At 59.7% G+C, this 22,630-nt stretch carries 23 protein-coding genes; 5 read left to right on the forward strand and 18 right to left on the reverse strand.

Annotation, left to right across the window (positions count from 1 at the left end):
- Positions 1-14: 14 nt before the first annotated feature.
- Together JF542_RS22750 and JF542_RS24555 are read right to left on the reverse strand one after the other, a co-directional pair.
- Positions 15-1,277, reverse strand: coding sequence for a multicopper oxidase family protein (locus JF542_RS22750; RefSeq protein ID WP_007803424.1), 1,263 nt, complete (start codon positions 1,275-1,277; stop codon positions 15-17).
- A 125-nt stretch (positions 1,278-1,402) separates the two neighbouring features.
- Positions 1,403-1,984: a L,D-transpeptidase gene (locus JF542_RS24555; RefSeq protein ID WP_012187183.1), complete on the reverse strand. Its 582-nt coding sequence runs from the start codon at positions 1,982-1,984 to the stop codon at positions 1,403-1,405.
- A 179-nt stretch (positions 1,985-2,163) separates the two neighbouring features.
- Between JF542_RS24555 and JF542_RS22760 the strand changes: the two genes are divergently transcribed.
- Positions 2,164-3,000 (forward strand): DUF305 domain-containing protein, encoded by an 837-nt coding sequence (locus tag JF542_RS22760; RefSeq protein WP_012187184.1) that lies wholly within the window; start codon positions 2,164-2,166, stop codon positions 2,998-3,000.
- Between the two features lie 12 nt (positions 3,001-3,012).
- A complete protein-coding gene (locus tag JF542_RS22765) occupies positions 3,013-3,777 on the forward strand; it encodes a MauE/DoxX family redox-associated membrane protein (protein WP_012187037.1) in 765 nt (254 codons plus the stop codon).
- A 21-nt stretch (positions 3,778-3,798) separates the two neighbouring features.
- Here the strand turns inward: JF542_RS22765 and cueR are convergent, their stop codons facing one another.
- The gene (gene cueR / locus JF542_RS22770) at positions 3,799-4,197 is read right to left on the reverse strand and encodes a Cu(I)-responsive transcriptional regulator (RefSeq protein WP_007803416.1); all 399 of its coding nucleotides are present in this window, start codon (positions 4,195-4,197) and stop codon (positions 3,799-3,801) included.
- 12 nt (positions 4,198-4,209) lie between these two features.
- The gene (locus tag JF542_RS22775; RefSeq protein ID WP_207077538.1) at positions 4,210-6,720 is read right to left on the reverse strand and encodes a heavy metal translocating P-type ATPase; all 2,511 of its coding nucleotides are present in this window, start codon (positions 6,718-6,720) and stop codon (positions 4,210-4,212) included.
- 152 nt (positions 6,721-6,872) lie between these two features.
- Between JF542_RS22775 and JF542_RS22780 the strand changes: the two genes are divergently transcribed.
- Positions 6,873-7,073, forward strand: coding sequence for a heavy-metal-associated domain-containing protein (locus tag JF542_RS22780; RefSeq protein ID WP_007803412.1), 201 nt, complete (start codon positions 6,873-6,875; stop codon positions 7,071-7,073).
- Between the two features lie 42 nt (positions 7,074-7,115).
- Here the strand turns inward: JF542_RS22780 and JF542_RS22785 are convergent, their stop codons facing one another.
- From JF542_RS22785 to JF542_RS22815, 7 genes are all read right to left on the reverse strand, one after another.
- Complete coding sequence (locus JF542_RS22785; protein ID WP_009807488.1) at positions 7,116-7,847, reverse strand: DsbA family protein; 732 nt, start codon at positions 7,845-7,847, stop codon at positions 7,116-7,118.
- 1 nt (position 7,848) lies between these two features.
- Entirely contained in the window at positions 7,849-8,331 is a 483-nt protein-coding gene (locus tag JF542_RS22790) for a c-type cytochrome (protein WP_007803408.1), read from the reverse strand.
- The gene (locus JF542_RS22795) at positions 8,328-9,722 is read right to left on the reverse strand and encodes a multicopper oxidase family protein (protein WP_007803406.1); all 1,395 of its coding nucleotides are present in this window, start codon (positions 9,720-9,722) and stop codon (positions 8,328-8,330) included. The genes JF542_RS22790 and JF542_RS22795 overlap by 4 nt, the downstream gene beginning before the upstream one ends.
- A 43-nt stretch (positions 9,723-9,765) precedes the next feature.
- Positions 9,766-10,683 carry a c-type cytochrome gene (locus JF542_RS22800; RefSeq protein WP_207077539.1) on the reverse strand — a complete coding sequence of 306 codons (918 nt, stop codon included), beginning with the start codon at positions 10,681-10,683 and terminating at the stop codon, positions 9,766-9,768.
- Between the two features lie 2 nt (positions 10,684-10,685).
- Positions 10,686-11,279, reverse strand: a complete 594-nt coding sequence (locus tag JF542_RS22805; RefSeq protein ID WP_007803403.1) for a c-type cytochrome — start codon at positions 11,277-11,279, stop codon at positions 10,686-10,688.
- Between the two features lie 369 nt (positions 11,280-11,648).
- On the reverse strand, positions 11,649-12,107 hold the full coding sequence (locus JF542_RS22810) for a c-type cytochrome (protein ID WP_007803401.1): 459 nt from the start codon (positions 12,105-12,107) through the stop codon (positions 11,649-11,651).
- 28 nt (positions 12,108-12,135) lie between these two features.
- On the reverse strand, positions 12,136-12,657 hold the full coding sequence (locus JF542_RS22815) for a L,D-transpeptidase (protein WP_229673415.1): 522 nt from the start codon (positions 12,655-12,657) through the stop codon (positions 12,136-12,138).
- Between the two features lie 194 nt (positions 12,658-12,851).
- Between JF542_RS22815 and JF542_RS22820 the strand changes: the two genes are divergently transcribed.
- Positions 12,852-13,154, forward strand: coding sequence for a DUF2933 domain-containing protein (locus JF542_RS22820; RefSeq protein WP_007803398.1), 303 nt, complete (start codon positions 12,852-12,854; stop codon positions 13,152-13,154).
- A gap of 283 nt (positions 13,155-13,437) precedes the next feature.
- On the forward strand, positions 13,438-15,567 hold the full coding sequence (locus JF542_RS22825) for a protein-disulfide reductase DsbD family protein (protein ID WP_009807485.1): 2,130 nt from the start codon (positions 13,438-13,440) through the stop codon (positions 15,565-15,567).
- 28 nt (positions 15,568-15,595) lie between these two features.
- On the opposite strand, the gene ccmI is transcribed toward JF542_RS22825, so the two are convergent.
- From ccmI to JF542_RS22860, 7 genes are all read right to left on the reverse strand, one after another.
- Positions 15,596-16,747 (reverse strand): c-type cytochrome biogenesis protein CcmI, encoded by a 1,152-nt coding sequence (gene ccmI, locus JF542_RS22830; protein ID WP_008327282.1) that lies wholly within the window; start codon positions 16,745-16,747, stop codon positions 15,596-15,598.
- Positions 16,744-17,217, reverse strand: coding sequence for a cytochrome c-type biogenesis protein (locus tag JF542_RS22835; RefSeq protein ID WP_088652798.1), 474 nt, complete (start codon positions 17,215-17,217; stop codon positions 16,744-16,746). The genes ccmI and JF542_RS22835 overlap by 4 nt, the downstream gene beginning before the upstream one ends.
- A complete protein-coding gene (locus JF542_RS22840; protein WP_007803389.1) occupies positions 17,214-17,780 on the reverse strand; it encodes a DsbE family thiol:disulfide interchange protein in 567 nt (188 codons plus the stop codon). Before JF542_RS22840 ends, JF542_RS22835 begins: the two co-directional genes overlap by 4 nt.
- Before the next feature lie 8 nt (positions 17,781-17,788).
- Positions 17,789-19,789, reverse strand: coding sequence for a heme lyase CcmF/NrfE family subunit (locus JF542_RS22845; RefSeq protein ID WP_007803387.1), 2,001 nt, complete (start codon positions 19,787-19,789; stop codon positions 17,789-17,791).
- A 65-nt stretch (positions 19,790-19,854) separates the two neighbouring features.
- Positions 19,855-20,160 carry an SHOCT domain-containing protein gene (locus tag JF542_RS24455; RefSeq protein WP_224888728.1) on the reverse strand — a complete coding sequence of 102 codons (306 nt, stop codon included), beginning with the start codon at positions 20,158-20,160 and terminating at the stop codon, positions 19,855-19,857.
- Entirely contained in the window at positions 20,096-21,562 is a 1,467-nt protein-coding gene (locus JF542_RS22855) for an ATP-binding protein (RefSeq protein WP_007803383.1), read from the reverse strand. The genes JF542_RS24455 and JF542_RS22855 overlap by 65 nt, the downstream gene beginning before the upstream one ends.
- Positions 21,562-22,284 carry a response regulator gene (locus JF542_RS22860; protein ID WP_007803380.1) on the reverse strand — a complete coding sequence of 241 codons (723 nt, stop codon included), beginning with the start codon at positions 22,282-22,284 and terminating at the stop codon, positions 21,562-21,564. The genes JF542_RS22855 and JF542_RS22860 overlap by 1 nt, the downstream gene beginning before the upstream one ends.
- Between the last annotated feature and the right edge of the window lie 346 nt (positions 22,285-22,630).

The following is a 22,630-nucleotide window of genomic DNA, read 5'->3' on the forward strand; positions in this document are numbered from 1 at the left end:
ATCCGTCTCGACCCTCAGCCGACTCTGATCCACGTTGCCATACCGTCGGCTTGGTGGCTCAACATGTGGCAATGCAGCATCCACGATCCCGGATTGTCCAGGACGACGAGAATATCCCGCGTCTCGCCGGTATCCAGATAGGTCGAGTCCCGGTATGGACCGGCTTCACCCGCCGCATCGAGTTCCCAGAAATGGTGGCCATGCAGATGCATGACGTGTGGGAACCCGGTTTCGTTGCGGATCGAAATGCGCGCGGTCGTCCCCTGCGCGGCGGATAGGAAAGGCCTTCGAGGCAGGCCGGATACGTCATTGAGCGCCCATGTCCCTGTGCCGTTGTGGGACGCGCTTCCCGCACCTCCCTGGAGCACCAGCTCCGCGGTTTGGCCGGGGTCTTTCGGGGCGGGCATTCGGTTGGCGGGCAATGCGGTGATGGGCGCTTTCGCGGGCTCACGGGAACCGGAAACAGCGATTTCGCCAAGGCTCAACGTCTGTTCTCCAAAGCTGTCGTCGAATCTAATAGGCCCGGTCGCATCACCAATCACATCGCATCTTTGCCCCGGAGCGAGAAGGATCGGTTCGAGCGTCCGAGGATGCGCCAGAGGCATGCCATCCAGTGCAACGATCTTGCCTATCAAACCATCCAGGCCGACACGGTACACCCTGTCGATAGAGGGATTTATGAGACGCAGTCGCAGACGGTCGCCTCGTTTCACAGTCTTGCCGGTTCCATTGAAAACAAGTGCCGTGACCGTATTGCCGATACGGCCCTCGGTTGCGAAGTGGGCCGGGTTGAACGCTTCGTCGTACTGCCCGGACTGATCCAGCAAGACATCGAAGAACTGAACAACGATGTCATGGTCGACAGCCGGCGCATTTTGCTCCTCGACGATGAAGGCGCCGAAAAGACCGCGGCTGACCTGATCGTAAGACAGGTAATGCGAGTGATACCAATACGTGCCGGCATCCGGGACGCCGAATTGATAACGATACGAGTCGCCCGGAATGACCACATCCTGAGTGAGGACGTTGACACCATCCATCCGATTTGGAACCCGCAACCCATGCCAGTGAACGAGAGCGCCCTCCTCCAATCGGTTATCGAGGGTAATGCGGGCGGTTTGTCCTTGTCGCATTCTGACTTCTGGGCCCGGCAGACCACCGTTGAAGCCCAACATCGACACGTCGTACCCAGCAAGGTGCGCCTTGATCGATTGGGGCGCGAGGATCAACTCGTGTGTCGCTGCTGGCAAGCGGGTACCAGCCAGCGCAACGGTCATCCCGCCAAGGAAAGACCTCCGGCTCAAAGACAATTCCGTCACCTCATGAATGATAGACTGGCTTTCGCCAACTGCCGCACTTGTGCCATTTCCGGAAGAGGAACTTCAAGGCGACAGAACACTCCTCACGCCGTAGTCACTTTGGGATACAGGAAGACGCGGGCGCCGATTTCAACGCGTTCGTACAGATCCTTCACATGTTCATTCGTCAACCGCGCGCATCCATTCGACACGGCAGACCCAATTGTCTCCGGGGCGTTCGTTCCATGAATGCGAAGATAGGTATCGCGTCCCTCGGCATCGTAGAGATAGAGCGCGCGGGCCCCGAGCGGGTTGTTTGGCCCGCCTTTCAGTCCATCCTTGTACTTTGCGTATTTGCGTGGCTCGCGCCGGATCATGGCGTTCGTTGGCCGCCACCATGGCCATTTGGCCTTGCGCGCTACCGTGAACTCTCCGGGTTCGTACAAACCTTTGCGCCCTACCCCGACCCCGTAGCGGATCGCCATCCCGTCCTCGAGCATGAAATAAAGGAAAAAATCGTCGGGAACGACGTGGACATCGCCTTTAACCCAGTCACCACGACGGGTGTTTACCAATTGTGGTTCGAACCGTTCGGGCAATTTGACTTTGTGGGCCCAGGCAGTTGTGGGCAGAAAGCAACCCATCGCTCCGGCACAAATCAATTCTCGTCTCGTGAAATTCTGCATGGCGCGATCTCCTCGGACCCATGAAAATTCAGTGCGCGTCAGGGGCAAAGAAAAGAAGCCGTGAACCGGGGCAAACGACGCGCCTTTGTTGCCTTGAAACTACGAAAATTCGTGCTTTTGGAACTCTCCAGCGCTGGAATGTTGTTGTTTTACAGAGAACTGCAAGGAGGTGACTGGAAATGCACTACTCACGATTCTTTATGATGATCGGAACATCGACCGTGGTCATGTTCGTTCTGATGTACCTGAACACCTATCTTTGGGGCCATATCTTCTTTTCGGAGACACGCCTTTACATGGCCATCCTGATGGGGGCGACCATGGCCGTGATCATGTTGGCGTACATGTTGTCCATGTATCAGAACACCAAAGCCAACATCGCGATTTTCGTTGGCGCAATAGTCCTTTTCGCGGCGAGCCTCTGGCTGGTTCGCGGGCAATTCACGGTGCAGGACAGGTCCTACATGCGCGCCATGATCCCGCACCACTCGATCGCCATCATGACGTCGACTCGTGCCGAGATCACCGACCCGCGCGTCCGGGGGCTCGCAGACGACATTATCTATGCGCAGGACAAGGAAATCGCCGAAATGCGCTACCTTATTGCTGACATTGGAGCAAACGGCGAAGCATCGGCCACGCGAAGCGAAACGCCGGCGCAGGTTGTGGATGCGCAACAGGCGCTTCAAACGGAGGTCGTGTCGAAGGTCGATCCTGAGTTTCTGACGGAAGACGAAATCGCTGCGGTGTTCCCGAATGGCGGAAATTGCCGCTTTGCTTACACCTCGGACAGTCCGGCTGTACTGGTGACTGGTGAAACCGGCGAAGGGTCTGCCGCCGCAATGAAGATCAGCGGTGATCTGGTGCGCCTGAATGCGCAGGGCGAAAATGCATTTTCTGAAGGCCCGCTGTCGGCCGAGATCGCAGAGACGAACGGTGACCTGACCGATCTGATCGTCAGCGCGGGAACCGACTACGAAGCCGGGTTCCGTGGTCAACTTACGTGCAGCGGATAAGGAGGAAAGGACATGCCCCGCGACACAGACAGTAAATCCGCGCAGCTTTATCGCATGGTCATGCCGGGCCATGTCTGCCCCTACGGTCTGAAATCGAAAGACCTGCTGGAGCGGCAAGGCTTCGAGGTGGAAGACCATCCGCTTGACACCCGTGAAGACACCGATGCTTTCATGGAGAAGCACGGGGTCGAGACGACGCCGCAGACTTTCATCGGGGACGAACGGATCGGCGGTTACGACGATCTCAGGGTGTTTTTCGACATTGACCCACCCGAGGAAGAGCAAAGCGACACGACCTACCAGCCGGTCATCGCGATCTTTTCCGTTGCCGCGCTGTTGGCATTGGGCCTGTCTTGGCACCAGTACGGGTCGGTCCTTACCTTGCGGGGGTTCGAATGGTTCATTTCGCTGTCCATGACCATTCTCGCGATCCAGAAATTGCAGGATGTCGAAGGGTTTTCGACGATGTTCCTCAACTACGATCTGCTGGCGCGCAAATGGGTGCGATACGGCAAGGTCTACCCGTTCGGCGAAGCGTTGGCAGGTGTCCTGATGACTGCCGGCGCGCTGCTGTGGCTCTCGGCGCCTGTCGCCCTGTTTATCGGCACGGTCGGCGCTGTCAGCGTGTTCAAGGCTGTTTATATCGACAAGAGAGAGCTGAAATGCGCCTGCGTCGGCGGTGACAGTTCCGTCCCGCTGGGGTTCATTTCGCTGACGGAAAACCTGATGATGATCTTCATGGGTATCTGGATGCCGGTCCGCGCGATCTGGTTCTGAGGTACAGCCCCTTCTTGCCTGTCACTTGGCCAACCGCTCCGGCGACAGATCCTCGATGATGGGGCAGTCGGGCCGGTGATCCCCGGCACATTTTTCCACCAGTTCGGCGAGCGTCGCGCGCATGGATTGCAGTTTCGCGATCTTTTCCTCGATCTGGCGCAGATGGTCTTCCGCAACCGCCTTCACTTGCATGCTTTCGCGGTTTTCATCCTCGTAGAGCGACAGGAGCGTCCTGCAATCTTCGATGGTGAACCCCAAGGCCCGTGCGCGACCCAGAAACGCCAGCTTGTGAATGTGGCTCTCGGTGAACGCGCGGTAGCCGTTCTCGCTACGGTTCGGGCGGATCAGCCCGATGTCCTCGTAGTAGCGGATTGTTTTTGGGGGCACACCCGATTGTCGGGCAACGTCTCCGATGTTCATGTCGAACCTCCGTTATTCTGCTGGAGCAGGAGTGGCGGCTGCCAGCTCTGCCGGGATTGCGCGCTGCTCGTCCATCGCAGGCGCGATGCGCCGCAGCCGCAGGGCATTGGTCAGGACAAACACCGAGGACAACGCCATCGCACCCGCCGCAAGGATTGGTGACAGGAGCAACCCAAAGGCGGGATAAAGCACCCCGGCAGCGACCGGAATAAGTGCCACGTTGTAGGCAAAGGCCCAGAACAGGTTCTGCCGGATGTTGCGCATGGTCCGCCGCGATACTTCGAAGGCGTTCACCACGCCGCGCAAATCGCCCGACATCAGGACGACATCCGCAGATTCGATGGCCACATCGGTGCCGGTTCCAATGGCGATGCCCACATCGGCATGCGCCAGCGCCGGGGCGTCGTTGATCCCGTCGCCGACAAAGGCGATGCGCTTGTTCCCTTGGCGCAAACTGTCGAGCGCCGCAACCTTGCCGTCCGGCAGGACGCCGGCGATGACGTGGTCGATACCGGTTTCGCGGGCGATGGCTTCGGCGGTTTCGCGTTTGTCGCCGGTGATCATCGCAACCGCAAGACCCTTTTCGTGCAGCGCTGCGATGGCTGCGCGGCTTGCCGGTTTGACCGGATCGGCCACGCCGATCACGGCGGCGACACGCCCATCTATGGCAGCGTAAAGCGCCGTGCGACCCTTGCTTGCGATCTTCGTTTCCTCTGGAGCCAATGCCGAGACGTCAATGCCTTCGCGCGCCATGTAGCGGTCGGCCCCAACCAACACCTCCACGTCTTCGACCACGGCGCGCACGCCGTAACCTGTGACCGATTGAAAGCCTTCGGCCGCCACAAGAGGTGCGCCCTCGGCCCGCGCGGCCCGCACGATGGCGTCCGCGACAGGATGCTCGGAGAGCGACTCCACGGCAGCGATCTTCGAGAGCGTTGTTGGGCGATCGAACCCTTCCGCCAGCACAAGGTCAGTCAGTGCGGGTCGCCCCTCGGTCACCGTGCCTGTTTTGTCGAGGGCGACCACATCAACGGAATCAAGTTGCTGCAAGGCGTCACCTTTACGGAACAGGACACCCATTTCCGCAGCACGTCCCGTCCCGACCATGATCGAGGTCGGCGTCGCAAGCCCCATCGCGCAGGGGCACGCGATGATGAGCACCGACACACCGGCGACCAGCGCCATCGTCAGGGCCGGATCAGGCCCGAAAAACAGCCAGACCAGCACGGTCGCCGCCGCGATCGCCATCACGGCAGGCACGAACCACAAGGTGATCCGGTCGACCAATCCCTGGATCGGCAGTTTGGCGCCCTGGGCCTCTTCGACCATGCGAATAATCTGCGCCAGGGTCGTGTCGGCGCCGACCCGCGTGGCGAGGAACTGTAGGCTTCCGGCGCCGTTGACCGTCCCGCCGGTCACCGTATCTCCGGCACCTTTTTCAGCGGGGATCGGCTCGCCTGTCAGCATGCTTTCGTCGACGCGGCTGGTCCCCTCGATGACCTCGCCATCGACCGCGATGCGTTCACCAGGGCGCACGATGACGATGTCACCCTGAACCAGCGCATCGATCTCGATCTCGACGCTTTCTCCGTCCCGCATCACGCGTGCAGTCCGCGCCTGAAGCCCTAATAGCTTCTGGATGGCCGCGCCCGTTCTCCCCTTGGCGCGCGCTTCAAGAAACCGCCCCAGAAGGATCAGAACGACGATGACCGCTGCCGCCTCGAAATAGACGGTGCGCAGCGTGTCAGGCAGGACCGACGGTACGAATGTCGCAACCACGGAATAAAGGTAAGCCGCCCCGGTGCCGACCGCGACGAGGCTGTTCATGTCGGGGGCACCCCGGAACAAGGCCGGGAAACCCTTGGTGTAAAACGTCCGGCCCGGGCCGAAGAGAACGATTGTCGTCAGCACGAACTGAAGAAGCCAACTCGTCTGCTGGCCAATCGTGGTCTCGATCAGCATATGAACGTCCGGAATGACGTGGCCACCCATTTCGATCAGGAAGACCGGCAAGGCGAGGATGGCCGCAAAGGTGACCCGTTTGGCAAGCGCCTGAGCCTCTTCCTCCTTGCGCGCAACTCTGTCGTCACCGGCCTGGGCCGTTGCCACGGTTGCTGGATACCCTGCCGCGCCGCTTGATTCGATCAGATCGGATGTCGTGACAAGACCTTCGACGTAAATGACCGTCGCCGTCTCTGAGGCGAGGTTGACGTTCACCTCGACCACCCCGGGCACCGCGGCAAGCGCCTTATCGACCCGCCCGACGCAAGAGGCACAGGACATCGCTGCAATCGTGAGTTCGGCCCTGGCCTTCCGCGCGGGGTAGCCCAGCTCGCGAAGGGATTCGATGATGTCGGGAATGCGCTTGAGCGCGTCCACGCTCATGCGAGCAGTTTCCGAGGCAAGGTTCACCGACACATCCTCTACGCCGTCGATTGCATTCAATGCGCGATCGACCCTGCCAACGCAGGACGCGCATGACATGCCTTCGATCGGCAGGCTGATCTGTTTGGGTTCGGGCATATGTGTCACCTGTTTTTCCATTCGAAGTGGAATATGAGGCTTCCAGTTACTGGAGGGTCAATGGGAGGGCGCCAAATAAATTTCTTCACTTGACCTTCCAGCGGGGGGAAGCCCCATGTCACCGATAGAAATCAGATCAAGGAGTGGTTCCGATGAAGTTCAGCGTTCCGGACATGAGCTGTGGGCATTGCACCGCAGCAATCGAAAGCGCGGTGAAGAGCGCAGATCCGAATGCAGGCGTAGAATGTGACCTTTCTGCCCGACAGGTGCATGTCGACAGCGTGTTACCAGCCGATCAGGTCCAAGCGATCATTCGGGATGCGGGCTACAACGTGGAACCTGCGGCCGCTTGATGCAGTGCCTGGACCACCCAAGGGTGGTCCGGGCACAGAATTTCAGTCTTCGACTTTGCGGGCTTCCTCGACCAAGTCGGCAAGCTGCGCCTTTTCGACGAAGCCCGGGACCAGCGCATCCCCGATCACGAAAGACGGCGTGCCGTTAAAGCCCAGAGCTTGGGTCAGTTGCATGGAGGTCGCAATGTGCTCTTCGACCTCGGGGGCCTCCATGTCCTTGCGCAACTGCGCGATATCCAGGCCGATCTCCTCGGCCACGCGCAGCACGGAGGCCTCTTCCGCGCGGCCTTCCAGCCCCATCATTGCCCAGTGAAACTCTTCGTATTTGTCCTGCTTGCGCGCTGCCAAGGCCGCTTTCGCGGCAAACACCGATCCGTCTCCGAGAATGGGCCATTCACGATAGACGAGGCGAATGTTGGGATCGTCTTCGATCAAAGCCCGCACCTCGGGTTTGACCCGCCGACAATAGGGACAGTTGTAGTCGAAAAATTCCACAACAGTGACGTCCCCTTCCAGGTTGCCGAGAACCGGCGCATTCGGATCGTTCTCGATCAGATCGCGCTGGTCATTCAGAACTTGGGCCTGACTGAGCTCCTGCGCTTGCGCCTGCCTTTGTTCGAGGATCGCCACGGCCTCCATGACAATCTCCGGGTTCTCGCGGATTGCCTCGAGCACAAGTTCCTTGACCCGGGACTCTGACAGTTCGTCCGCGAGTGCCGGTATCGGAAGCAAGGCAGCTATCGCGACCGTCGTGAAGGCTTGTCTGAAACGCATTTTAGTTCTCTCCCCGTTGTTCGTCGGCTTCTGTCCGCGCGGCCTGGACTTCGCGGATGCGGTCTGGCCAGGTGGACCGGATGAAGGCCAGGATGTTGTGAATTTGCTGGTCGGTCAGCACGTCTGCGAAACCGGGCATGCCACTGTCGAATTCGACGCCCTGACGCGCCAGAAGCGCCGCACCCCCCAGTTTTGTGTAATCGAAGAGCAGGCTGTCAGGATGATGCCAGGTGTGACCCGTCTCATCATGTGGTGGTGCTGGCAGGCGCCCATCCGCGCCGGGCGTTCGCCATTCCGGCTGGCCTTCCAGACCCGCGCCATGACAAGACGCACAGTTTTCTGCGTAGAGCAACGCGCCTTCTTCGATGTCGTAGCTCTCCGCCCTGGACGCGCTGCCGACATCCGAGGATGCACTGGTCGAGAGCCAATACGTGAAGGCGGCTGCTGCGACAGTGATCGGAAGGGACCAAACGAGATATCTCATGTGACCCGTATCCAGGTTGTCATGCCAGATGCGGCGTGGCTGAGCATGTGGCAATGGAACAGCCACTTGCCGGGATTGTCTGCCGTAAAGGCGATCTCCCGGGACTCGTTGCCGGCCAACAGGATCGTGTCCCGCATCGGCCCGAACGCGCCGTCGGGGCGCAGCTCGCGGAAATGCATCCCGTGCAGGTGCATCGCATGTGGGAAAACGGTCTGGTTCTCGATCTTCAGGCGCACCGGCTCGTTCAGGGATAGATCGGCCAGTGGCGTGTAGGTCATTTCGGCGACATCATTCAGGGCCCAGAATTTGCCCGCTTGGGCAAGCTGACGGAATCCAAGACGTTCCCCGCCAAGCAATGCGGACTGCATTCGCCCCATTGCCCCGCCGGACATGACCAGTCGCAAATCACGCGCATCGGCAAGGTCCGGGGCGTGTGCCGCGGGGTTCGGCGGCAACGGCAGTGGCTTGCCTCTTGGTACTGAACTGGCTGTGCCGTTGACCAGAAAACTCACCAACGGGGTCAGTTGATCATCATCGCCGATGCGAAGCAATTGGGCGGTGCCGCCTTCGTCTTCGGTCACATCCACAATTAAGTCGACGCGCTGTGCCGGGCCGAGGATCAACTCGCCGTCAACCGACTGGGGTTGGCCGGTTGGCATTCCATCCACGGCCACCGTCCAGCCACTGAATCCAGAGAGCCTCAGCGGGAAAATTCGAGCGCTTGCTGCGTTGATGATCCGCAAGCGAATGCGCTCGTTGCGCTGCGCGGGCAAGGTCAGGTCATAGCGCCCGTTGGTCGTGATAAAGTTGCCGGTACGTCCACCGTGGCTCATCATCATGGGCTGTTCGAAATTGTCGAACAGCTGCCCGCTCTCAGGGTCGAGCAACCAGTCCTCCAGAACGATGACTTCCTCGCGGTCGATGTCCGGTCCATCGACCTCTTCGACGATCAAGGCACCGCGCAGACCACGCGCGACTTGCTCGTATGAGCGATTATGCGCGTGATACCAATAGGTGCCCGCGTCCGGTACGACGAAGTCGTAGTCAAAGGTTCCACCCGGCGCTACGGCCTCTTGGGTCAGCCCTGAAACGCCATCCATCGCGTTGTCGATCCGGATTCCGTGCCAGTGAACCGAACTGGGATCGGGTACCTCGTTGCGAAACCTGCGACGCACCCGATCGCCTTGTGTGACCCTGATTTCCGGGGCCGGAACGAGGCCGTCATAGCCCCAGATCTCTGTTTCCGGGTAGGTGTCCGGAAGAAGCTGTCGACGTGCAACCTTGGCAATCAGGTCCTCGAACGGGGTCGCGGCAAAAGCCGACTGCGGGATGGCCGCCGCGCAGGCCGCCAGTGTTGCATGGCGCAAGAAATCCCGACGTGTTTGTCTCATTTCGATCCTCGAGAAAGCGGGGGCGTGTTGCCCCCGCGTGGTGTTAGTTCGACGCGGGGTTCTCCGCCTCGACCGTGTCCTTGTTCAGCAGGAAAAGCGCCATCGCTTCGCGATCGGCAGGTGTCAGAAACCGAGTTCCCTCGCGAACCACTTCCGCCATGCTGCCGCCGAAAGCATCGCCCGAAGGGGTGATGCCGGTCTGGAGCGCATAAGCGAGGTTTGAAACCGTCCAGTCATTTTTGACCAGGTCTTTTGGCCGTATCGCGGGGGCCTTGCTGCCACCGGGAAGCTGGGCGTTGCCTGCAAAGGAAGCACCGATATCGCGGCCTCCCGCAAGATTGCGCGGCGTATGGCAGGCTCCGCAATGTGCCGCACCGCGCACCAATTCCCGTCCTCGATTCCATGCGTCGCTTCGCCCTTCAATCGGTTCGGTATCCGGATCGTAGAAGAACGCCGCTCGCCAGAGCTTCAGCCCCCATCGTTGGTCGAATGGGAAGCTGACATCATTTTCTGGTGCAGGCTCGTCCACGGGCGGCACGGTTTGAAACGCCGCCCAGAGGTCAGCGATATCCTGATCAGAAAAATCCGCATAGAAGGTGTACGGGAAAGACGGATAGTACGGCGTTCCATCGGGGCCGATGCCTTGCCGCACGGCTTTTGCGAACTGTTCTGCCGTCCATTCGCCCATGCCATGTTCCGGGTCTGTCGTCAGGTTGGGCGGGTAGAACGTTCCGAACGGGGTTTCGAGCGGCGCCCCTCCGGCAAGTGGTGCGCCGCCCGCTTCAAAATTGGTATGACAGGCAATGCACCCACTGGCGCGCGCCAGATATGCGCCCCGGTCGACATTGCCCTCTGTTGCAATCGGAGTCACTGCACTGCCGACAGGCCATGCAATCACGACGCCGAGGCTGGCCGCGCCGAGCACGGCGGCCCCGCTGACGAGTGTCAAGAACCGGCGCATGGTCAGTCTTCTTCCGCCCGGAAGCGTTCATGGCATGCGGAACAGACCTGGGTCGTCATCGCGAATGCTGCGTCGGCGGGCATTTCGGCAATGGCGGCCGCATCCATCATGTCGCCTCGGCCCATCATCGTGCTCCCGCCCATCATGGTTGTATCGCCTCCCATCATTGACCCGCCGCCCATCATCGAGGCGCCATCCATGGAGGTATTGCCGCTCATGCCGCCCAATCCATTGTCGGCTGCGCGTTCCAGGCCCTCAGAGTATTCTTCCAGCTGACTTGCCAATGCCGCGAAGCGCTCCCAGTCGGTCCACACCTCGTCCTTGGCTTCCGAGGGCATGCCCCCTGTGCCCTCTGGGAACAGCTTTGTCATGCTCTCACCGGCGTGCTGCTGGAACAGGCGCGCGGCATCGCGCACTGTTTCTGCGTCATAGGCCGTTTCGCCCCGCATCATCGGGGCCACGGTCTTGACCGCCTTCCCCATTGCAAGCATGGCATCCATGCGCTCTTTCACGATGCCGGTGGCACCGCTATGCGCGAATGCCGTGACCGCAGTACCTGCAATCAACACTGCCGCTACGATAGTCGTCTTTTTCATGTCTTCGATCCTTCTTTGGGTCTGCTTTTCGAGCGATGTGAAATCAGACCCACCGTCGGGGCGGTGGAGGATCGCTGATCGGGCGCAACTCGGTTCGTTGGATCGCGCCGTCTTGCATGACGGCTTTCAGAAAAGAAGGCTCGTACGCCATGTTCGGCTGAAGCAATAACGCTGCCGGGACAGAACAATCGAGGCCTGGATGGCAGTGGCCAGAGGCCTCGGTCGATGGCCCTGCGTCTTCGTGACCATGGTATTCCTGCCCCAACGACGTTTCACCATGATATACCGGCGCCTCTGGCACCCCGAGTACTACAAGGAAAAGGCCGAAAACGGCCGACAGAATCCATCGGTTCGTCTTCGACCAACGCATCAGTTGATCCCGTTGGCCCGCTGCAATTCGCGGACATAGGCGGCCACCATCTTGACGTCTCCTTGGGTCAATCCCTCGATCTTAGGCATATTACCGAAATTCCAGTGATGTGCACGGACGCCGTTTTGAGCTGCCAGAACAAAAGCCATGTCCGAATGGTGGCTCGGTTCGTAGATCTTGTGCACGAGAGGCGGCGCAACACCGTTGCGACCGGCGGCATTTTCGCCGTGACACTCGGAACATTTTGCCTCGAATATGTTCTTCCCAAGCGCCGCCTGCTGCGAGAGTGCGTCAGGCAGCTGGACCTGGACGATCGGATCGCCTTCGGCAATCTCGCTTGTGTCAGGTGGCGTCATGGAGTGGCCAACCGCTAAATCTTCGGCTCCAACGAACTGCCAAACGGCAAAACCCCCGCCGATAACAAAAACGGCACCAATCAGCGCAGTTAATTTGTCCATGCCTGTATCTTCCGCCTTGCCCGTTGGGTCAGATGAGTTTGACTTGAGTGCCGACAGGCGCTCGCTCGTAGACTTCCTCGATCTGTTCGTTGAACAAACCGATGCAGCCGTTTGACGACCGGCGGCCGATCTTGCGCGTGTCCTGTGTCCCGTGAATACGGTAGTACTGCCACGACAGGTACAGTGCGCGAGTACCCAAGGGGTTGTCCGGATCACCCCCCTCGATACGTGCCGGCCATTCCGGATTGCGTTCCCGCATGGAGGGCGTCGGCGCCCAACTGGGGTTTTTGCGTTTTTCCACCACTTCAGTGTAACCGCGTTTGGTGAGTTCGTCGGTCAGCGGAACGGATGTCGGGTAAATCCGCATCTCGCCGTCCGCTGTCCAGTGCTGTAGCGCCATCGTCACGGTGTCTGAGATGATGATCCCTTTGCCGAGCGTGTCGAAATGGTCTTGCCAGTCATGAACTCGGAAAGAAGAAATGTTGCGGCGAATGGTTTCGGCTCGAACCACGCTTGGTGCAACCAAAGCGACAGCCGCATACCCCAACAGGCTTCATCGATTGATCTTGTTGTTTCGCGATGTCGTCATGACACACTCCTAGCCTACGGTTTGTACATGTCTTTTACGGGAGACCCGGCATCAGGCAACCTGACAAGGCCGCGAGAAGTGTATCCATTTGTATCCTTGACCTTACCCTGCTGGAGGGTCGCAAATGACGCCAGGAACGAGACAAAGAGGGTGTCATGGACGACGAAAATCCCAAGAATAAGCCGATTACAGACAAGCTCATGCATTACGGAATGATGGCGTGTTGCATTGTGATGCTGTTGCCCGTGATCGGTTTTTTTCTCGCTGGCGGAACGCTTGCGGGTATGTGGGGCAATGCATCGGCTTTCGCCCCGCTCCTGTTGTGCGTTGGAGCGCATCTTGTGATGCATAGATTCATGGGGAAATCGTGCCATTCCGACAAGGCAAACGATACTATCGAGGAAGCGCCCGAGCCCATAAGTTCCGTGATTCCTAGCGTCGCCCGCAACAGGCAGTGATGTGCGAGGGAAAGCAAAGGTATTCGTATTGCTGTTGATGGTTACATTACTTGGAGGTTGCGCGGGAAGCCTTGCAGACTGCCTAGATCTGAAGGCTATCGTGTCCACGAAGCAAGCGTCAGACCTTCTGCCGGATGGGTGTCGAACCCTTTCATCTTCTGCGACTGGCGTTGCGCGAATTGTCTGTGCGGACGGTCGTCAGGGTTTTGCCACAGGTGGACTTTGACGCAATTTCCGCCGTCCTGGCGAAATCTGCGGAAAATATGGGAAGGAAGCAGGTATCTTGATCGATTGCCTTTTGATCCTGCGACGGGTTTTGCTTATTCCCTTCGTGCTCCTGGCCGTTGTCTCTGGAAGTGTCGCGGCAGCAACCTCTGCTGAATACCAGAGCGCGCCACTCACCGCGCATCTCATTAGTGTACAGGACGGCGTTCCCGAGAACACACAGACTCTGTCAGCCGGGCTTCACCTTCAACTGAACGAAAACTGGAAGACCTATTGGCGGTCGGCGGGCGAGGTGGGAATACCGCCTTCGGTCGAATGGAGCGGTTCCGAAAACGTCGCAGATGTCGAATTCATGTGGCCCGCCCCGACGCGCTTCACCGCCTTCGGCATCGAAAATTTTGGTTATGCGGGTGAAGTCGTCTTTCCGCTGCGCATAACGCTCAAAGATCCCGGCGCACCTGTGACTCTTTCCGCGCAGGTCAAACTGCTGGTGTGCTCCAATGTCTGTGTCCCGGAAGAGTTTGACCTGTCACTTCGCCTCGGACGGGGCAACGTCATCGACAGCACTTCGGCTGGGCTGATCGGTACGTTTTCCGAGCGCGTCCCCGAAGGGGCCAAGACGAGCGGCGTCAGCGAGGCAAATGCCTTCATCGACGAAGACCTCACGGAGTTGATCGTCAGCCTTCGCGTCGATGAACCACTCCAGTCGCCGGATGTGTTTCCCGAACTGGGTATGGGTGTTGCGCTTGGCAAACCCGATATCCGTTTGGGAGAAGAGGATCGTTTGCTTTGGGCGCGCTTGCCGATCCTCTCGTCGAATACGGATGTGACAGTGGCTCCGTCGATTACCGTCACCGACGGCGAGAACCGGGCCTTCACGATCATCGCGGATCGCGTGGCGCAAGGAATAGCACCACCCTTTGAACTGGCCGCCACGACACCGGACATGATGGAACTGATCTGGATTGCCGCGATCGCGCTGCTGGGCGGATTGATCCTGAATGTGATGCCCTGCGTGCTGCCGGTGCTGTCCATCAAGGTGTCGTCTGTGCTCAAACACACCGATCACGACACAACCCGTGTCCGGTTCGGTTTCGTCGCTGCCAGCGCCGGCATCATGACGTTCATGTGGGGTCTGGCGCTCGTCCTCTGGGCGCTCCAGACGGCAGGCCTCAGCGTCGGGTGGGGTTTGCAGTTTCAAAGCCCGCTGTTTCTTGCGGCGATGATCGCTGTCCTGCTCGTCTTTTCGGCAAATCTGTTCGGAGCGTTCGAGTTCGCCCTTCCACACGGCATGCAGACGCGGCTTGCAGGGGCCGGAGGACGCAACGGGTATTCCGCCGACTTTTTCACTGGCATGTTCGGTGCCGTCATGGCGACGCCTTGTTCGGCACCGTTCCTCGGCACCGCGGTGGCCTTTGCTTTGGCCGGGCGTGGCGTGGACATCCTCATCGTCTTTACGAGCCTCGGGCTCGGCCTCGCCCTGCCCTATCTCGTCATCGCCGCGTTCCCGCGTCTGGTCGCATTCATGCCCAAGCCTGGTCGATGGATGCTGATCATCAAAAGCGTCATGGGGGTTTTGTTGCTTGCAACCGCCGTGTGGCTGTTCTGGGTGCTCGACGGTGTCGCCGGGCTTGCGTCTGTCATCGCGGTCGCGGCGTTGTCCGGTCTCGCCGTTCTGATACTATCTCTCCCGAATGTGCAGTCCCAATTCAGGTGGTCTATTGCCATAGCCAGCCTTGTCCTGGCCATTGCCGCAGGTCCTCTCTTGCAGCAATCAGCACCTGCGCGTTCGACGCCGCAGTTGGCAATGGCTTGGATCGCATTTGATCGTTCGGAAATAGCGAAACGCGTGTCCGCAGGAGAGGTCGTTTTTGTCGATGTGACCGCTGACTGGTGTCTGACTTGCAAAGCGAACAAGACACTTATCATCGATCGGGAGCCAGTCCGGAGCGCGCTTGAAGCGCCTGGAGTCACGGCGATGCAGGCAGATTGGACACGCCCGGACACGCGCATTTCCCGCTACCTTGAGAGTTTCGGCAGATACGGCATCCCCTTCAATGCCGTCTACGGACCATCGGCACCGAACGGCATTGTGCTGTCCGAATTGCTAAAAACCGAGGACGTGATGAACGCCTTGGCGCAAGCCAGTGGTCGGGATGTTTCCGCAAAGGTTGCCGGACAGGAGTGACCTGCTCGACCGGGACACCGAGCAGTAGTCAGCCGCCGAGCCGCTCAAGCGCGGCACGGACCGCCGCACGCCGAGGATCACTGGCGGGCTGCTGCTCCAACAGCGCTTCAGCCTTGCGGTAGGCCTCAACGGCGCGATCGGGCTCCTGAAGGACGGTATAGGCATTTGCCAGCCGCATCCAACCATCCAGATCGTCCGGTTCATCCTCAAGACGCTCGGCCAGCCGCGAGACCATCGATCGGATGAACTCCGCGCGATCCGCGTCATTCATCTCCGACGCCGCCGCGACATCTGCGGCACTCGGGCCTGGTTGCGACGTCGGCCCGCTGGGTAGATTGACGACCGGAAGGTCAGCTGCCGCTGCAATCCGGTTGATCTGCGCTGCATAGGTCTCCATCCAGGGAACGTAAGCCTCTTCCTGATTCAGTCGTGAAACAAGCAGATCGTAGGCCTTACGCGTCTCTTCTTGCTGAAAGTAATACAGAGACTCGAAGTAGGTTGCCGCAGGATTGGATGGGTCAAGGTCCAAAGCGCGATCAATGGCCAATTTCGCCCGTGGAATAACAACGCCGTCATTGGCAACCGCGACAGCCTCTGCCAGCATGGAGAATGTCGCGGAGGTGGCATCCTCCCGTTCGGCAACGACTTCGAAGGCTTCGACGGCATCGGCTGCTCTGCCCATGCGCTGATAGGTCTGGCCCAACAGCATCCACCCTTCGCTAGGGCCGCCGGTCGGATCGGATACAAGCCTTTCGCGAAGTTGTATTGCCAGCGCCGTCACTTCATCAGTCTGTGCCCGCTCCTCTGCACGGGCAGCGAAGGCCATTGAAGGAACCTCCGGCGATCCCATCGTCAGATAGTAGCCCGCGGCAATAACCGGCGCGAGGACCGCCGCGACAACGAGAGTGACTCTGCCACCATTACGGGATGATCCGGCTTTTTCTTCCGAATTGCGGGTCGTCGCGAGGATCCGTTTCTTGATCTCGAGTCTGGCCGCTTGAGCTTCCTGTTCAGAAATCAAACCGCGGTCCATGTCTCGTTGGATTTCCCGCATCTGATCGGCGAGGATCGCCGGTACCGCATCCCCTCTGGTGAGAGTGTTCGATTTGGACAGCAGCAGCGGGTAGAGGACAATTCCGATTGCGACCAGCGTCAAAAGAACGAAAATACCCCAGATCATGACGCATCCCCCGCTTCGTTTTGCCTGAGAATTTCGGACACGGTGTTCTCATCCTCCGCGCCCAAATCTTCAAAAGCCTCTTGCTTTCGCCGACTCATCAGTACCCCGCCACCAACGAAAACCCCGATCAGAACGAAAGCGATCGGCGCAAACCAAAGCGCGTAGGTCGCAGGCTCCAGAGGCGGTTTGAGCAGCACGTAATCCCCGTACCGCGCCCGAATGTATTCGATCACCTCCGCGTCGCTGTCTCCGGTGACCAGTCGCTCGCGTACGAGCAGACGCAAGTCCCGCGCCACACCCGCGTTCGAACTGTCGATGTCCTGGTTTTGACAGACGACGCATCGCAGATCCTTGGAAATCTCCCGCGCACGCTGTTCCAATACCGGGTCGGTCAGCATTTCGTCTGGTTCGACCGCATTGGCGGCAAAGGGAAAGAGCCCGATGCAAAACGCGAAAATCAACTGTCTCATGATGCTGCTCCCTTTGGCAGTGCGCCTGCCTGCTTCAGGGCTTGCGTGAACCGTTCGACGGCGTCCGGACCCACGACCGGCCCGACATAGCGAAACAGAACAGTACCATCGCCATCGACGATGAAGGTTTCCGGCACGCCTGAAAGGCCCCATTCGATCCCTGTCCGGCCTGAAAGGTCGGACCCGATCCGTTCGTAGGGATTGCCGAGGTCATTGAGCCACTTCACGGCATCTTCTGGTTTGTCTTTGTAGTTGATGCCGAACAACCGCATGCCCTCGCGTTCGACAAAGCGTGTCAACACGGCATGTTCCGCGCGGCAGGGCACGCACCAGGACGCAAAGACATTGACCACGACCGGTCGTTCGTTGCCTACAAGATCGCTTCGGGCCAGGCCGGGTGTCTCCAACCCCGGCACGGGATCGAGGTCGAACGCCGGGGCCGGTTGCGAGATCAGGACGGAAGGGATCTCGTTGGGATCCCGGTCGGGATTGAGCCCCCAGAGAAAAAAACCCCCGAATATGACCGCCGCAATAAACGGCAGCCCGGCAATGAGACGTTTCATCTTCTCTCCTACTCGGCAGGAACAGCATCGCTGGCTGGCTGTTTGGCGCGGCGCGGCGCCCCGACCCTCAAACGGCGATCCGACAAGGACAAACAGCCACCGATCACCAGCAGGATCGAGCCGATCCAGATCAGGTTGACGAGCGGTTCATAGAGGATCCGAAGGGTCCATGCTCCGGCGTTGTTCACTTGATCGGAGGCTGGCGTTGCAATCGACGTATAGAGATCACCCGCCAATGTAGAGCGGATGGCCGACTCCGTCGTCTGGCTTTCCGCGACCGGGTAATACCGGCGTTCTGGGAAAAGCGTCGTGACCAGCTCGCCATCCCGACGGACCACAAGGGTGCCGCGATCCGCGATGTAGTTCGGCCCTTGAACCTGTGTGGCCCCTTCGAAGGTGATGTCGAACCCCGCGATCGTGACTTCGGTCCCGGGGGCGGCAAAGACGATCTCCTCACTCTTCCATCCGGTCGAGCCGATCATCCCCATCATCAACACAGCGACGCCGGCATGGGCGAGTGTCATACCGTGAGAGGCGCGTGGCAGGTTGCGCGCGCGTCTCGCGCTCTCTGCAAGGGGAACCTCGAACAGGCGGATGCGTAGCGCCCATTCCCGTAGGGTTGCAAAAAGCAGCCACGCTGCGCCAAGGATGGCAAGATAGGCCATGATCGGCCCACCGTTCAGAAGATACCATGCGGCCAAAGCTGCGATGAACGCCAGAACGACCACGAACCGAATGCGATCGAGCAACCCGGCGATATCAGCCCGCTTCCACGACAGGAATGGACCAAGACCCATGAACACGACCAGCGCCAGCATCATCGGAATGAAAGCCGCATTGAAGAAAGGTGGACCCACCGAGATCTTGTCCCCCGTGATAGCCTCGAGGATCAGCGGATAAAGCGTCCCGAACAGAACGGTTCCCGTAGCGGCGGCCAGAATGAGGTTGTTCACGAGCAGCCCGGCTTCGCGGCTGATCGGGCGAAACAAACCACCCGGCTCCATTTCGGGCGCCCGCCAAGCGTAGAGCGCCAGCGACCCACCGATGGACACCGCGAGTAAACCCAGAATGTAAACTCCGCGCTCTGGATCGACGGCGAACGCGTGTACGGATGTAAGCAGGCCTGACCGGACGATGAACGTCCCGAGAAGTGAAAGCGAGAAAGTCAGGATGGCAAGCAGGATGGTCCAGCTTTTGAACGCATCGCGCTTTTCCGTGACGATGGCCGAATGCAACAGCGCTGTGCCCAGAAGCCAAGGCATGAAGCTTACATTCTCGACCGGATCCCAGAACCACCAGCCGCCCCAGCCCAGTTCATAATAGGCCCACCACGATCCAAGAGCGATACCTGCCGTAAGGCTGACCCACGCGGCCAATGTCCACGGGCGGACCCATCTGGCCCAGGCCGGATCGACGCGCCCTTCCAGAAGAGCCGCAACGGCGAAGGAAAACACGATGGAGAAGCCGACATACCCGAAATACAAGAGCGGCGGGTGCATGGCGAGACCCATGTCCTGAAGCAACGGGTTCAGGTCATTGCCGTCGAGCGGCGGCGGAAACACCCGCTCGAAGGGGTTCGACGTCAGCAGCAGGAAGGACAGGAAGCCGACACTGATCCACGCCTGCACCGACAAGGTGCGCGCCTTGGTCTCGGCGGGGATGTTCGATCCGAACCAGGCGACGCCCGCGCCGAACACCGCGAGGATCAGAATCCAGAGCAGCAGCGAACCCTCATGGCTGCCCCAGGTCCCGGCCACCTTGTAGAGCATCGGCTTGAGCGAATGGGAATTCTCGACGACGTTCCTGACGGTGAAGTCGCTGACGATGAAGGCCTGCATCAGCGCTGCGAAGGCTATGGCCACAAACAGCACTTGTCCTATTGCCGTCGCCTGGGCGGATTTCATCCAGACGGCGTTTCCACGCGACGCACCTGCAATCGGCAGAACGCTTTGAACAAGCGCAAGCGCAAGCGCGAGGGCCAGTGCGAAGTGACCAATTTCCGGGACCATGGCGTTCTTTCCTATCCAGTGTCGGTGGGCGTCGCGTCGGACGGCTTTGGCGTCCGCGGCGGGGTCTATTCGTCGAGCGTTGCTTTGCGGCGACGGAACTCTTCTTCGTCGATTTCCCCATTCGCAAAGCGGCGCCGGAGCGCTTCCTGCGCGTCCGAGTCCGAGGGACGGGTGCCATTGTCCCGCAGCCTGAGCACCAGAAACACGATCAATGCGATCACGGCGCCCCAGAAGGCGAGCATCATGAAGCCGCCCATAAAGCCATAGCCTCCGCCCCACATGTGACCTGTCCAGGAGCCTGGACCATCAGCTCGCGCCATGCTGGCGGGCAAGCTGGCCAGCAACGTTGGAATGAGCGTTTTCAGTTTCATCTGTTTCTCCTTCGATTAGTTCGCTTTCATCCAGTGGGATGGTGACAACAGCGCGCAAACCCGCGCTGTTATGGTTGACCAGCTGGATATCGCCGCCATGGGATTGGACGATTGTCCTCGCGATCGAGAGCCCAAGCCCATAACCGCCCGTTTCCAGAGACCTCGATTGCTCGAGGCGATAGAAGGGATCGAAGACCTTTTCCAACTGGTCGACGGGAATGCCGGGCCCATTGTCATCGATGTTGAGTACGAGGTTCGAACCGTGGGTCGCCCAGCTGACTTTTGCGGCACCACCGTAGCGAACGGCGTTCTCAAGCAGGTTCCTCAGCGCCCTTCGGAACGCGTTGGGTCGAAGCCGCACGGCAACATCATCACTCGGGGCAAAGGTGCAGTGTGCCGCCATATCGCTGCACAAGCTGTCCAGAAAATTGCGCAGATCGACCACTTCGGCACCTTCGGATCCGGTAAGGCCCCGTGCAAAGGTGAGCGTCGCTTCGACCATGCTCTGCATCTCTTCGACCGATGCGATGAGGCTGTCCCGCGTCTCTTCTTCGTCAACCAGCTCCGCGCGGACACGCATAGCAGTCAACGGCGAGCGCAAATCGTGACCAAGCGCTGCGAGCATCCGTGTCCGATCGCTGACAAACCGGGTCAGCCGTCGTTGCATGCGGTTGAAGGCGACGGTCAGATCCTTGACCTCGGTCGGCCCCGCGACGGTCAATTCACCCACATCCTCGCCCCGGCCAAGATGGTCCGCGGCCTTGGAGAGGTGCCGCAAAGGACGCGTCAGGCGCGTCATGACAAACCAGAAGATCGCCACCAGGAGCAGTCCGGCGGAAATTCCAAAGGTCAGCATCGAATAGAAAGGCCATTGGATTGGCGGACGCTCGAACCGCGTTCCGACATTCAGCCAACGCGCTCCCTTGATGGCGATCGACAGGTTCATCTCAACCGCCGTCAACTCTCCGCGCATCATCGCGAGATGCATTTCCGTCATCTCGTCCGAGAGATTGGGAAGGGGCCGCAACGCGCCCTCGACCTCGTGCAGTTCAACGCGAATATCCCGGCTGTAGCTATCGCCCAGAAGCGCGCGTATGCGTCCTTCCACGATGCCGCCATACGAATGACCGGTGTGTTCCACGCTCGGAACGTCCGACAGATCAAACCGGATCAATGGCGAATTCGCCGCGCGGAGGATCGAGTCCTGCAACTCCGGCGGGGCCTCCTCGATCAACCGCGCGACATTTGCTGCGCGACCGGCGGCCTCGAACCCCAATGCGGCACGAATCGCAAGGGTGCGCTCGTCAGCGAACAGGAACAGGCTGATCGCCTGGGCCACGACAAGTGCCGCGACCACAAGCAGGATCAACTGGCCGCTCAGAGACCTCATCGCACGGCGCATCACGGCGCATCCTCGACATCGGCAGCCAGACAGTATCCGCCGTTCCGCACCGTTTTGATGACACTGGGCCTAAGTACATCCGGCTCGATTTTGCGGCGGAGACGGCTGATCTGATTGTCGATGGTTCGATCCATCGGGCCTGCCGTCCGCCCAGCGGTCAGGTCAAGCAACTGGTCACGGCTGAGCACCATCCTCGCGCGTTCCAGCAGGACCGCCAGCAATTTGAACTCGGAGGTCGTCAATGGGGTCTCGGTGGTGGACTCGTCAATCAGCACCTGCCGGTCGGTATCCAGTATCCAGTGCGCAAAAGAGACTTTCCTCCCAGCGAGGCTTCCGGCCACAGGTTCGTCGCGGTTGCTTCTCCGAAGAACCGACTTGATGCGGGCGAGCAGTTCTCGTGGATTGAACGGCTTGGCGAGATAATCGTCCGCACCGATTTCCAGACCCACGATCCGATCCGTTTCCTCACCAAGCGCCGTCAGCATGATGATCGGAAGATCACCCTCTGGCGCAAGTCTGCGGCAAACCGACAAACCGTCCTCGCCCGGCATCATGACATCGAGCACGAGGAGGTCGAAGTGACCGGTGGCCAGCTTGGCATCCATCTCCACGGCATCCCTGGCGACGGTCGTGCGCATTCCGTTCTTCTCCAGGAAGCGCGCGACGCTTTCGCGTATCTGAGCGTGGTCGTCCACGATAAGGATATGAGGTGGCGGTCCCATGGCGTCCTTCCTAGATCATCGTTGCATTCTGTTTCATGGGCAGAATTGTAGCCGTTTGTATCAGGTCAGTCCCTTGCTACAGATGGATACAAATCTGTGCCTGCACCGTGTCGTGCTCCCGGGTAGCGTCGCGCGTATGTTATGTGACCTTTGGGATCGCAACCGATCAAAGGATGAGGTTTTCGAATATGGCTCTTGATTTGAACCGGCGCCGTTTCGTTCTGGGTGGTAACCGCCCGATTGAGGCCGCCTGCCTGACAGCGGGGTTCCGAGCTAAGACACGTGCATAACGACGTCCTTAACGACGTGTCTTATTTGGAGGGGCCATGCTGGGCGAGGTTCTGGG

Source organism: Salipiger bermudensis, assembly GCF_017309175.1.
GTDB classification, from domain to species: domain Bacteria; phylum Pseudomonadota; class Alphaproteobacteria; order Rhodobacterales; family Rhodobacteraceae; genus Salipiger; species Salipiger bermudensis.

Excerpts from the sequence above, each read along its gene's own strand:
- JF542_RS22860 (WP_007803380.1), bottom strand. The coding sequence starts at position 22,284 with ATGGGACCGCCACCTCATATCCTTATCGTGGACGACCACGCTCAGATA.
- JF542_RS24455 (WP_224888728.1), bottom strand. The coding sequence starts at position 20,160 with ATGAAACTGAAAACGCTCATTCCAACGTTGCTGGCCAGCTTGCCCGCC.
- JF542_RS22855 (WP_007803383.1), bottom strand. The coding sequence starts at position 21,562 with ATGCGCCGTGCGATGAGGTCTCTGAGCGGCCAGTTGATCCTGCTTGTG.
- JF542_RS22780 (WP_007803412.1), top strand. The coding sequence starts at position 6,873 with ATGAAGTTCAGCGTTCCGGACATGAGCTGTGGGCATTGCACCGCAGCA.
- JF542_RS22800 (WP_207077539.1), bottom strand. The coding sequence starts at position 10,683 with ATGCGCCGGTTCTTGACACTCGTCAGCGGGGCCGCCGTGCTCGGCGCG.
- JF542_RS22765 (WP_012187037.1), top strand. The coding sequence starts at position 3,013 with ATGCCCCGCGACACAGACAGTAAATCCGCGCAGCTTTATCGCATGGTC.
- JF542_RS22795 (WP_007803406.1), bottom strand. The coding sequence starts at position 9,722 with ATGAGACAAACACGTCGGGATTTCTTGCGCCATGCAACACTGGCGGCC.
- JF542_RS22820 (WP_007803398.1), top strand. The coding sequence starts at position 12,852 with ATGGACGACGAAAATCCCAAGAATAAGCCGATTACAGACAAGCTCATG.
- JF542_RS22775 (WP_207077538.1), bottom strand. The coding sequence starts at position 6,720 with ATGCCCGAACCCAAACAGATCAGCCTGCCGATCGAAGGCATGTCATGC.
- JF542_RS22760 (WP_012187184.1), top strand. The coding sequence starts at position 2,164 with ATGCACTACTCACGATTCTTTATGATGATCGGAACATCGACCGTGGTC.
- cueR (WP_007803416.1), bottom strand. The coding sequence starts at position 4,197 with ATGAACATCGGAGACGTTGCCCGACAATCGGGTGTGCCCCCAAAAACA.
- JF542_RS22750 (WP_007803424.1), bottom strand. The coding sequence starts at position 1,277 with ATGACCGTTGCGCTGGCTGGTACCCGCTTGCCAGCAGCGACACACGAG.
- ccmI (WP_008327282.1), bottom strand. The coding sequence starts at position 16,747 with ATGATCTGGGGTATTTTCGTTCTTTTGACGCTGGTCGCAATCGGAATT.
- JF542_RS22835 (WP_088652798.1), bottom strand. The coding sequence starts at position 17,217 with ATGAGACAGTTGATTTTCGCGTTTTGCATCGGGCTCTTTCCCTTTGCC.
- JF542_RS22805 (WP_007803403.1), bottom strand. The coding sequence starts at position 11,279 with ATGAAAAAGACGACTATCGTAGCGGCAGTGTTGATTGCAGGTACTGCG.
- JF542_RS22810 (WP_007803401.1), bottom strand. The coding sequence starts at position 12,107 with ATGGACAAATTAACTGCGCTGATTGGTGCCGTTTTTGTTATCGGCGGG.
- JF542_RS22790 (WP_007803408.1), bottom strand. The coding sequence starts at position 8,331 with ATGAGATATCTCGTTTGGTCCCTTCCGATCACTGTCGCAGCAGCCGCC.
- JF542_RS22785 (WP_009807488.1), bottom strand. The coding sequence starts at position 7,847 with ATGCGTTTCAGACAAGCCTTCACGACGGTCGCGATAGCTGCCTTGCTT.
- JF542_RS22840 (WP_007803389.1), bottom strand. The coding sequence starts at position 17,780 with ATGAAACGTCTCATTGCCGGGCTGCCGTTTATTGCGGCGGTCATATTC.
- JF542_RS22845 (WP_007803387.1), bottom strand. The coding sequence starts at position 19,789 with ATGGTCCCGGAAATTGGTCACTTCGCACTGGCCCTCGCGCTTGCGCTT.
- JF542_RS24555 (WP_012187183.1), bottom strand. The coding sequence starts at position 1,984 with ATGCAGAATTTCACGAGACGAGAATTGATTTGTGCCGGAGCGATGGGT.